Below are 11,132 nucleotides of genomic sequence, written 5' to 3'. Positions count from 1 at the left end.
CTGATAATGGAACTGAATTTGCTAATTTACATAATCATGATATTGATGTTTACTATGCTCATCCCTATTCAGCCTGGGAAAGAGGCACTAATGAAAGACATAATGGTCTCATTAGAAGATTTATCCCTAAAGGAGAACAAATAAGTAAATATACAGAAAAGCAAATTCAGAAAATACAAAACTGGTGTAATAATTATCCAAGAAAATTATTGAATTATTTTACTCCAGATGAATTATTTCAAAAAGAACTTCAATCTATCATTAACAGTTTATAAATAGTTTTAACTTTAATATACTTTATAACACTAGGTTTTTCTATGAGTGTTGCATTTAATATTGCAATTTAAGTTTTGTTCTTATTTTATCACTTAACTAAAAAAAATAAAACCGGGGCAGATTGCCCCGGATCTTAAATCACACTTCTTAAGTTTTAATAGCCGCCCATCATATAGTAATCCATCAAGGCGCTATCTTTGCGTTTAATATGCTCTTCTGTTTCTGACTTAACTGAATAGTTAAATCGATTCTTATGGCTCTTGTGAGTACGCTTATCCTTAAAAATGTTCTTCATTAGTAATGCCCCCTTAAATTAGTTTATTAATCAGGGAACATACTCGCTGCACATCTACTTTGTTCCAAATATCCAGCCAACCGACCTATTATAGATAACTCAGCTACTCACGCTCTGTCGGTTCAATTACAGTATACTACTATTATTTAGCTTTGACAAGTATTTATTTAAATTTTTTAAAAATTTATTATTTTATTTTTTAAGCTTATATTTCACATAATTTTTACCTGCTGACAAGCAGGATTTAAAATGATTTACCAGAACTATTAAATTAATAATTATTTAAGGATATCTTAATTTAAATTAAGATTATAAGCAGTCTAAAAAATATAAGTAATTAATAAAATTAACTATGAATTGAGGTTGAATTTAATGAAAGAAAAAAAATTAATACTCAAGATTAGTAATTTATGCTGTTTTATTCTAACTATAGTGATTAATTTTTTAGCTAATTATCTACCTCTTAATAATCAAACAACAAAAGAAGTTGCTAGGTTTTTCCATAGTCCACTTAATCCTGCTAGTTTTACTTTTATAATCTGGGGTTTAATTTACTTATTAATTTTTATTTTCATAATTTATCAAATGAGTAATAAAGGAAAGATAAATCAGCAATTTTCAACTGGACCGTATTTTATTATTGCTTCTTTTGCAAACTGGAGCTGGATCTTGAGTTGGCATTATGAATATATTTATCTAACAATGTTTTCTATTTTAGTGTTACTTCTTTCATTAATTAAGCTTTATAAAAGATTAAATAGTTATCAAGATTATTCAAGATTAGAATATTTAATCTTAAAGTTGCCTTTCAGTATTTATACAGCCTGGGTAAGCTTTGCAGCAATTGCTAATTTTCTGGTTGTACTAATTTATAGTGATATTAATTGGCCTCATCATTTTTTAGTTGTTACCTCAATTATAGGAATTCTACTTAGCTTACTTGTTAATGTCAAAGTTTTAGAAAAATATCAAGATATTGCTTTTTCTATTGTTATTTTCTGGTCTTATTTAGGAGTTATCTCCAGCCAGGCTCTAAGCTGCCAGAGCAATCTAGCTATTATTATAATTAGCATAGCAGCTATTATTATCATGGTACTTAAATTATTTAATCTTTATAGTTTAAATAGCAGCTATTAAAACTTTTGGTCTGTTCATCAATAGAAACAGATTCAATTGTCGGAAGTTTAATTTCTACCTGATCTTTAATTTCAAAGTAATTTTCTGCTGGTTGATTTATAATCTCAAAAGCTATTTTTTGCCATTTTTTCCGTAATTGATCTACTTCAACCTGAGCTGCTTTTTTTTGAGCAATTACCTTAGTAAATAATTGGGCTGCTTCTGGATAACTGTTTTTAACTATATTTTTTTTAAATGATACCTTCTATTTAAATTACTATTTTCCTGGCTGGCAAAAGTTACTGTGATTTGATCTTTGTCTTTATAAATTAATTTATTATTACCAAAAGTTGCTCCAGATACATACTGAATACCATCACTAAAGCAGTTCTTAGTTTCTACAATTGCTAAAACCTTCTCTTGATCTATAGGTTTTTCCAACATTAACTTAACTGCATTAGCAGCTGCTAAAACCCCCAGCGCCAGATATGGACAATAATAGCCATGAAATTCAGCCGCTTTTAGTAAAAGGCCTTCCTGATTATTGTTAATAATCAATTCATTTAAACGAGTTCTAGCCTGATCTTTTTCTAGCCTTAATGGCTGATCAAGTAATTCAGAATAAGCTTTAATATCAACAACAGGAGTTCCATCAATTGCATCTAAACCAGCTACATATAATTTATTTCCTTCTCTTTTTAGCAACTTTACTGTAGTAACACCAAGCGGACTGGGACGACGGGGACTGCGGGAAGAAAAAAGGCCTCTTTTGGGGCCGATATGCCACTTTTTAACTAATTCATAACCAGTTGATTTATGAAAATAGAAAATCACCTGAAGATATTTATAATCCTCTATTTTTTTCAGTCCATCTATAAACTCAGTTTTAATTTCAATAACACTTTTACTATTCCTCATTTTAGTTGGTGAAGTTGGCTCTTTAAATTCACTTCTGACCTGACCAATTTCTGTAATTTTCATATTTAATTCTCCTTTCAAATCTTCATAATTATAATAATTAATTTCAAAAAATCTTTGCTCAATTTCAATTGGCAATTTTTTCAGGAATAACTATTTTAAATCCTTGATGATCTTTTAAACTAACTTTTACTCCATAAACAGCATAAATATTTGCAGCGGTTAATATTTCCTGCCTTCCGGATTTAAAAACCTGACCAGACTTAAGCATTACTATTTTATCACTAAAACGACTTGCTAAAGAAAGATCATGCATGATAATAACTGCTGCACTACCTTGATTGACTTCTCTTTTAATTAAATTAAATATTTCTAGCTGATGTTTTAAATCAAGATTATTATTTGGTTCATCAAGTAAGATTAATTTTGCCTGCTGTGCCAAGCCTCTTCCTAAATAAACTTTTTGCCGCTGTCCACCACTTAATTGATTAATTTTTGTAAAAGCAATTTCAGCTAAACCTAGTTTATTTATTATTTTAGCTGTTAATTTTCTATCTTGATGACTAGGCCGCCAACTTTGATAAACCTTACGCCCCATAAGAATGGTATCAAAAACAGTATTTGGAAAAGGACTACTAATCTGCTGTGGTACATAAGCTATAAGACGAGCCAGCTCCTGCCGCTTATATTGATCTAGATTTTTACCATTAATCATAATTGTGCCACTATTAATATCTAAAAAATTATTAATACATTTTAATAAAGTACTTTTTCCAGACCCATTTGGACCAACTAAAGTAAGTAATTGTCCTTTAGAGAGTTCTAAATTAATATTCTTCAAAATCTCACTTTTACCATAATTAAAGTTTACATTATTAAGCTTTAGCATCACCAATAACGCCTCCCTTTAATAATTAAATAGATAAAAAGCGGTGCCCCTAAAAAAGAAGTTAAGACTCCAACTGGCAGAACAACAGGATTTAATAAAGTTCTCGCCAAATTATTAGCAATTATCAATAATAAAGCACCAGCTAGACTAGTGTTCAGAAAAAGCTGACGTTGGCTACCGGGAGAAATTTTTCTTATTATATGTGGTGTAACAAGTCCGATAAAACCAATAATACCAACTAATGAAATAATTATTGAAGTTAACAAAGAAACTATAGTTAACGCAATTAGTCTCATTCTAACTGGATTAAGTCCCAGACTAACCGCAACTTCATCACCTGCATTTAACAAACTGTAATTCCAACTCTGAATAATAAAATAAATAACTACAATCAAAACCACAACAGCTAAACAGAAAAATTGTGTCCAATTAGTTCGACCTGGATCACCAAATGTCCAGTAAACAACTGAAGCAAGTTCTAAATCATCTGCTAGAAACTGTAAAATAGTAGTGCCAGCTGTAAATAAAGATGAAATAGCAATTCCAGCTAAAACAATAGTTTCTGTTCCCTGTTCTTTATGTAAACTAATTATTAAAATAAAAGCTACAGCCAACTGAGCAAAGAAAAAAGCAGTTAAGGCTGGTAATGATAAATTTGAAAATAAAGGTACAGTTTTTAGAAATTGTCTAGAATCAAGTACTACAATTGCAAAAGCCGCTCCAAAAGCTGCTGCATGAGAAATACCCAGAGTAAAAGGTGAGGCAAGTGGATTTTTCAAGATTGTCTGCATTACTGCGCCAGCAAGAGCCAAACCCACCCCTGCAACTAGAGCAGTTAAAACAGCCGGCAGCCTGATATTCCAGATAATATTATAAACCATTCCTCTTCTACCATTAATAATAGCCATCAAATCTGTCATATTTATTTTAGTTGAACCGGCAAGTAATGAATAAATTACTGCTGTTATTATTAAAATAAGTAAACTTATAGTTAAAATAATATTTTTCTGTTCTAATTTTTGAGCATTTTTTAGAATTTCATTTTCAGCATCTTTTGCTAAATGTTTATTACTCATTTTTTCTCCTATCCCATAGCTTAAATAGTTCTGGCTAAAAATCTATTTTAGAAATTTGGCTAATTGTATTTTTTTAAACCACCAAAAATAGCAGTCATTTTTTGATAAACAGCCTGGCCAACAAACTCCTGATAAATTTGATCTGCTTTTTGAGCAGGAACAAAATCATTAAATAAATCTGGGTAAACTACTTTAGCTATGTAATAACTGTTAGCCAGTAAAGTGGCATAATTAGTTGTATAATAATTATATGGAAGCAATTGATAAAAGTTATCAGCCTGATAAGCTTGTAAATAACTAAATTCTTGTCGAGTTAAATCCTCTTTAACTAAATTTAAACCACCTGTATCAACAAAAATGAGTCCCGGATTTGACAACAATAATTTTTCTTTATCAATTGTAATATTTTTGTTTGAATCCGCTGCAATAATAGTTTTTAGATCAAGATATTTAAAAGGTAAATAGCCACTTTCAGTAGAACAAATTCCATGTGCTCCTTTGTTGCCAATTCCGCCTACATAAACTTTAGTCATAATTTTTTCTGACGGGTTAAGGGCAGCTACCTTACTGCTTAAGTATTTTTTATGAAACTCAAATCTGGCTATCAATTCTGCTGCTCGCTGCTGCTGATGCAGAATATCTCCTAGAAATTTAAGTTGATTTTTAAAATCACTCTCTGTTAGTGAATCCGCATTCTGACTGGTAATAGAAACAACTGGAATCTTTGTTTTAGCAGCTAAAGTATTTAAGTTAGCTTTAGTTAAATAAGCTGCAATAATAATTTCTGGTTGCTGAGCAGTAATTAGTTCCGCATCACCACCAAACTGAGGTCCAATCAGGGGCAGATCTGCTAATTCTGGGTGGGCTAAATTATAAGGAGTTTTTCGATTGCGACGTTCAAACTCTTCCACTCCAACTACTCTATTTGCTGCCTTAAGATAAACTACCATCCGTAAAGAACCCGGGCCAACCGCAACTAAGCGATTAATTTTTTCTGGAATTTTAACTTGTCTACCTGAAAGATCAGTCACCTCTCTAGCTGCACAGGAAAAAGTAACTAAATTGCTGAATAAAGTTAATAATAAAATTATAAAAATTAAGTCTTGCTGTTTTTTTAATATCACCACTAAAATCTCCTCCCTGAATCAAATTAAATATTAGTTTATTAGGATTCATTTACTTTAGTTACTGTCAATTTCCCATGTTTTACTCCTTTTAAAGCAATTAGTCGTTCACTTATTTTAGTTAATTTGTTCTGCAATCCTTCTACTACAATAACTTCCAGACAAAACTTATGATTAAGATGTAAATGTAAATTAGTTTTAAATAAACAGTGATAATCATGTTGAAGCTGATACATTTTATCTGTTAAGCCAGGCTGCTTAAAATTATAGATTAAGGTAATAGTACCAACAACATTTTCCTGAGAATTTTCTTTTTCTTTAGTAATTAGTTTATCACGAATTAGATCTCTAATTGCTTCTGAACGATTATTATAAATCCCTTCATTTAACTGATCAAAACGAGCCAGTAATTCTGCTTCAATGGAAACTCCAAATCTTTTTAATTCTGACATTTAATCTTCTCCTCAATTAAATAATCTATTTCCATTAATTTAGTAACACTTTTTAGAAATACGTGTTACTATAATTCTTTATTTAAAATAATTTTCCTGTTTAAAATAAAAAAAAACCTGCTGCATAACCCCAACAGGTTTTGATTAAATATTTTTTATTAAAGTTGAACAGCAGCTTCTTGTTTAATAATTTGATATACTTTACGTAAAGGCAAATTATTTTTTCGAGCTAACTTTTGACAGTCTTCATATTCAGGTGAAAATTTTAGCATTTCTCCCTCATAAAAGGCCGCTTTAATATTTACATTACCAAGTGATGACTTAAAGCTAATAATTTTCCGGGCCAGTGAACTTCTTTCTACTTTAAATTGGCGAATACCCAGGGTAGTTGTTTCTTGAAAAATTATTTTCTTCAGCTGCTCAGCTTTAGGCTGGGTACAAAGAACACTCAATTTCTGAGCTGGACGATTTTTTTTCATAATTAAATTGGTTAAATAAACATCCTTCGCACCTGCTTTAAATAAAAGCGGAAACAAGTAGGAATAAATTTCTCCACTCATATCATCAATATTACTCTCTAAAACTAATAATTGCTCATTAATTTTTTTTTTGCCTGATAAACTCTCAATAAATTTGTGATTTCATAATCTCTTTTACCTGCTCCATAAGCAATTTTTTCTATTTCTAATTCTGGTAAATCAATAAACTTCTCAGCCAGAGTTTTTATAATAGCAGCTCCGGTTGGAGTTACTAGCTCACCATGTACACCTGTAGAATAGACAGGTACTTTCTGTAAAATTTCAATTGTTGCTGGTGCAGGAACTGGAATAATGCCATGTGCAGCCTTAATAAAACCTGTACCAAGCGAAATAGGTGAAGCATAAATATGGTCTGGTTCTAACATCTCAATTAAAATAGCTGTCCCTACAATATCTATAATCGAGTCAACAGCTCCCACCTCATGAAAATGAACCTCTGCTATACTTTTATTATGCACTTTAGCTTCTGCCGCTGCCACATAACTAAAAATTTCAAGGCTGAGCTCTTTTACCTGCTGACTTAATTCACTTGCCATAATTAATTCTTTAATATCATTAAAATTACGATGTTCGTGTTCATGATGTTCGTGTTCATGATGTTCGTGTTCATGATGTTCGTGTTCATGATGTTCGTGTTCATGATGTTCATGTTCATGGTGTTCATGTTCATGGTGTTCAAGCTGATCAGGATGCCGGGGGTTGGCAAGTATTACCTTAAAGTCACTGGCTGTGATTCCATTTTTTTGAACTTTTTTTATTTCAATTTTATAGCCGCTTAACTGCAGCTTATCAAGTTCTGCTAAGAACTTTGCCTGATCAAGTCCCAAATCAAGCAGGGCTGCTATTGTCATATCACCACTAATCCCAGAATTAATATCAAAATATAAAATATTATCCATTTTTAGCCTTCCTTTCGTGCCTTTTCTAATTGTAGAATAATTGTGCTAGCTAAATAAGCTGCTCCAAATCCATTATCAATATTAACTACTCCTATTCCGCTGGCACAGCTATTAAGCATTGTTAATAAAGCAGCTAAGCCACCAAAGTTACTGCCATAACCAACACTGGTTGGTACAGCTATAACTGGTTTATCGACCAGTCCAGCTACAACACTTGCCAGAGCTCCTTCCATACCTGCTACTGTAATAATTACATTAGCTTCGTTTAAATAGTCAAGATTCCCCAGAAGCCGATGAATACCTGCTACCCCAACATCGTAAAGTCTTTCAACTTTAATTCCTAAAGCAGAGGCAGTTAAGGCAGCTTCTTCTGCTACAGCCAGATCAGAGGTTCCACCACTGACTACTAAAAGTTTACTTTTAGTTTTAGCAATAACTTCTTTTTCAATCATGATTAAGCGTGCTCTCTCATAATAGACAGCAGTTGGAGCTATTTTCTTTACTTGCTGATAAAGCTCTTTACTGGCCCTGGTTGCAAGAATATTATTATCCTGTTTTAACATTTCAGTCATAATTGCTTCCACTTCAGATGCTGTTTTCCCAGCACAGTAAATAACTTCTGGAAATCCATTTCTTAAATCTCGATGATTATCTACTTTAGCAAAACCAAGATCTTTAAACGGCAAATCTTTAAGTTCATTTAGAGCAGCTTCAACTGAAAGTTCATTATTTTTAACTTTTGTTAATAACTGTTGAATTGCATGCTTATTCATCTTGATCAGCCATGATCTCTTTATTCATACTTCCGCTTTGATAAGCTGCCAGATCGAGAGTAACATAGCGAAAACCTAACTGCTTTAATTTAGCAGATATTTTATCCATTAAAGATAGATCAAGAATTTTACTGCGCTCTGCCTGGGCAATTTCTATCCTGGCCAGATTAGCATGATCACGTACTCGAAAGTGCTCAAAACCATTGTGACGCAGCAATTCTTCTGCTAAGTCAATTTTTTCTAATTCTTCTCTGGTTATTGGAGTATTATAAGCTACTCTAGTTGCCAGACAGGAGAGAGAAGGTTTATTCCAGGTAGGCAGTTCCATTTCTTTCGACAAATCTCTAATTTCTTTTTTGCTAAGCGAAGCATTGAGCAGCGGACTTTTAACCCCCAATTCCTGTAAAGCTTTTCTACCTGGACGATAATCACCGGTATCATCGAGATTAGATCCTTCAATAACAGTTCTACCATCTGCATAAGCAAGAATCCGGCTAAAGATCACTTTTTTACAGTGATAACAGCGTTCAGCTGTGTTAGCAAGTGCTTCCCCAAGTTTATCAAACTCTATTTCAAGCAGGTGATGTTGAAATCCGAGACTAGCTACTAGCTGATTAACTGCTTCTATTTCTAACTCAGGTACAAAAGGTGTACTAACAGTTACTGCTTCAAATTCAACTTCTGCCTGTTGAGCTGCTGCTGTTAAAAAAGTACTGTCTACTCCTCCTGAAAATGCTATTACAAATGGTTCCAATTCCTTTAAACTTTCAATTAAAACTTCAAGTTTATCTTGCTTAGTAATTGTGGACATTCACTAAATACCTCCCAAATATTTTAACTAAACTAGTGAGCCGGCGGAACAAGTGCTTTTTTATGATAACCAATTAAATCTGTTCGATTCACCTGCTTTAAAGCCTGGCGAACTAATTTATGATTTCTTTTTTTATGATACTGTAAGAGAGCTCTCTGCATTTTTTTAGCCGTACTGGAACGTGCAGTGTAAACTTTTTCTAGAGTACGAGGATCATAACCGCTATAATACATCGCAGTAGCCATCGTACCTGGAGTAGGATAAAAGTCCTGAACTTGATCAGGATGATGATTAATATCTCTCAAATATTCGGCTAATTGTACTGCATCTTCCAATCGACTGCCAGGATGACTGGAAATAAAGTAAGGAATTAAATATTGCTCCATCCCGAGTTCTTCATTAACCTGATAAAATAATTCTCGAAAACGATCAAAAACTGCTATCTCTGGTTTGCCCATATAATTAAGTACACGAGCGGCAGCATGCTCTGGAGCAACCTTAAGCTGCCCACTAACATGATTAGCTGCTAATTCTTGCAGATATTTACGAGATTCTTTGTCCTCTAGCAGATAATCAAAACGAATTCCTGAACGAACAAAAACTTTTTTTACCTCAGGCAGTTTTCTAATAGCCTTTAAGATCGCAAAATATTCGGAGTGATCTACCTCCAAATTTTGACAGGGGTCAGGAAATAAACATTCCTTACCTCGACACATCCCCCTACTCAACTGCTTGCTGCAAGAAGGCTGCCTGAAATTAGCTGTTGGGCCACCTAAATCATGAATATAACCTTTAAAATCAGGCAGAGCAATTATTTTTTTAGCTTCTGCTAGTAGTGATTCTAAACTACGAGAAGTCACCATCTTCCCCTGATGAAAAGAAATAGCACAAAATGAACAGGCACCAAAACAGCCTCGCGAACTAAGCAGACTAAACTTAACTTCTTTAATTGCGGGAACTCCCCCCACTGCTTCGTAAATAGGATGATAATTCCTCTGATAGGGTAAAGAATAAACATGGTCTAATTCAGCTTGATTAAGCGGCTCAGCTGGTGGATTTTGCACAAGATAACGACTGCCATGCACCTGCACAAGCTGTTTTCCTCTAACTGGATCCTGCTCCAGATATTCTAATTGATAAGCATAAGCATATTGTTTCTTATTTTGTTTTACTTCTTTATAGCCAGGCAGCATCTGATAGTTGTAGAGAGAGTCTAAATCATCAGCAATAAAAGCAGTTCCCGGTAAATAGTTTATATATTTTATTTCCAGACCAGCAGCTAAATTTTCAGCAATCTTTAGAATAGTATTTTCTCCCATACCATAAACAAGTAGATCTGCTCGACTATCAAACAAAATAGAACGTCTAACCTGATCATCCCAATAATCATAATAAGCAAAGCGGCGCAAACTGGCTTCAATACCGCCAATAATAATTGGAGTGTCAGCATAAGCTTCTTTCAGACGGTTACTATACACAATAGTTGCTCGATCAGGTCGTAAACCGCTTTTTCCTCCCGGGGAATAGTTGTCATATTTACGCCTATTCTTACTAACTGAAAAATGATTAACCATCGAATCCATATTACCAGCAGTTACTAAAAAAGCATATTTGGGCTGACCCAATTTCTTGAAATCAGCTGTAGTCTGCCAATCTGGTTGGGCAATAATTCCAACTTTAAAACCAGCATCTTCAAGTACTCTTGCAATAATTGCTGTACCAAAGGAAGGATGGTCAAGATAAGCATCACCACTTATAATAATAAAATCAAGCTGCTGCCAACCTCGCTGTTTCAAATCTGCTTGACTAATTACCATAAATTGGTCCCTACTATTAAAAAGCTCTTTATCTCCAATATGTCTATCATTTTGTCTGTTCTGTTGAGCAGTTAATTTTGTCAATAAAATCATTATCTCCTTTAGCTAAGTGTTAAAATTGACTAAGTTACTAAGTTTATTATAGCA

The 11,132-nt window shown here is 33.1% G+C and carries 11 protein-coding genes and 1 pseudogene; 2 read left to right on the top strand and 10 right to left on the bottom strand.

Annotated elements, in window-relative coordinates; translation table 11 throughout:
- Positions 1-275, top strand: a 275-nt coding sequence (locus BMZ74_RS07650; protein ID WP_143070154.1) for an IS30 family transposase, incomplete at its 5' end; no start/stop codon positions are given.
- A 155-nt stretch (positions 276-430) separates the two neighbouring features.
- Here the strand turns inward: BMZ74_RS07650 and BMZ74_RS14495 are convergent.
- Positions 431-571 (bottom strand): hypothetical protein, encoded by a 141-nt coding sequence (locus BMZ74_RS14495; RefSeq protein WP_177181394.1) that lies wholly within the window; start codon positions 569-571, stop codon positions 431-433.
- Between the two features lie 372 nt (positions 572-943).
- Here BMZ74_RS14495 and BMZ74_RS07645 point away from each other — a divergent pair, with 372 nt between their 5' ends.
- Positions 944-1,708: a tryptophan-rich sensory protein gene (locus BMZ74_RS07645; protein WP_089861663.1), complete on the top strand. Its 765-nt coding sequence runs from the start codon at positions 944-946 to the stop codon at positions 1,706-1,708.
- Between the two features lie 219 nt (positions 1,709-1,927).
- On the opposite strand, the gene tsaA is transcribed toward BMZ74_RS07645, so the two are convergent.
- The 9 genes and pseudogenes from tsaA to BMZ74_RS07600 form a co-directional block, all read right to left on the bottom strand.
- Positions 1,928-2,668, bottom strand: a complete 741-nt coding sequence (tsaA, locus tag BMZ74_RS14490) for a tRNA (N6-threonylcarbamoyladenosine(37)-N6)-methyltransferase TrmO (protein ID WP_177181393.1) — start codon at positions 2,666-2,668, stop codon at positions 1,928-1,930.
- Between the two features lie 64 nt (positions 2,669-2,732).
- Entirely contained in the window at positions 2,733-3,494 is a 762-nt protein-coding gene (locus tag BMZ74_RS07635; protein WP_089861662.1) for an ABC transporter ATP-binding protein, read from the bottom strand.
- Entirely contained in the window at positions 3,494-4,570 is a 1,077-nt protein-coding gene (locus tag BMZ74_RS07630) for a FecCD family ABC transporter permease (protein ID WP_089861661.1), read from the bottom strand. The genes BMZ74_RS07635 and BMZ74_RS07630 overlap by 1 nt, the downstream gene beginning before the upstream one ends.
- A gap of 59 nt (positions 4,571-4,629) precedes the next feature.
- The gene (locus tag BMZ74_RS07625; protein WP_089861660.1) at positions 4,630-5,697 is read right to left on the bottom strand and encodes an ABC transporter substrate-binding protein; all 1,068 of its coding nucleotides are present in this window, start codon (positions 5,695-5,697) and stop codon (positions 4,630-4,632) included.
- 38 nt (positions 5,698-5,735) lie between these two features.
- Positions 5,736-6,146, bottom strand: coding sequence for a nickel-responsive transcriptional regulator NikR (gene nikR, locus BMZ74_RS07620; protein WP_089861659.1), 411 nt, complete (start codon positions 6,144-6,146; stop codon positions 5,736-5,738).
- A 158-nt stretch (positions 6,147-6,304) separates the two neighbouring features.
- Positions 6,305-7,536, bottom strand: a pseudogene (larC, locus tag BMZ74_RS14690) (nickel pincer cofactor biosynthesis protein LarC).
- A 50-nt stretch (positions 7,537-7,586) separates the two neighbouring features.
- Positions 7,587-8,357 (bottom strand): nickel pincer cofactor biosynthesis protein LarB, encoded by a 771-nt coding sequence (gene larB / locus BMZ74_RS07610; protein WP_089861658.1) that lies wholly within the window; start codon positions 8,355-8,357, stop codon positions 7,587-7,589.
- Positions 8,350-9,168, bottom strand: a complete 819-nt coding sequence (gene larE, locus BMZ74_RS07605) for an ATP-dependent sacrificial sulfur transferase LarE (protein ID WP_089861657.1) — start codon at positions 9,166-9,168, stop codon at positions 8,350-8,352. Before larE ends, larB begins: the two co-directional genes overlap by 8 nt.
- Positions 9,169-9,200: 32 nt before the next feature.
- On the bottom strand, positions 9,201-10,985 hold the full coding sequence (locus BMZ74_RS07600) for a YgiQ family radical SAM protein (RefSeq protein ID WP_342742436.1): 1,785 nt from the start codon (positions 10,983-10,985) through the stop codon (positions 9,201-9,203).
- Between the last annotated feature and the right edge of the window lie 147 nt (positions 10,986-11,132).

Origin of the sequence: Halanaerobium salsuginis (genome assembly GCF_900114545.1) — a bacterium.
In the GTDB taxonomy this organism is placed as follows: Bacteria; Bacillota; Halanaerobiia; order Halanaerobiales; family Halanaerobiaceae; genus Halanaerobium; species Halanaerobium salsuginis.
The sequence above is the reverse complement of the archived record's forward strand: the minus strand, read 5'-3'. Positions and strand labels throughout refer to the sequence as shown.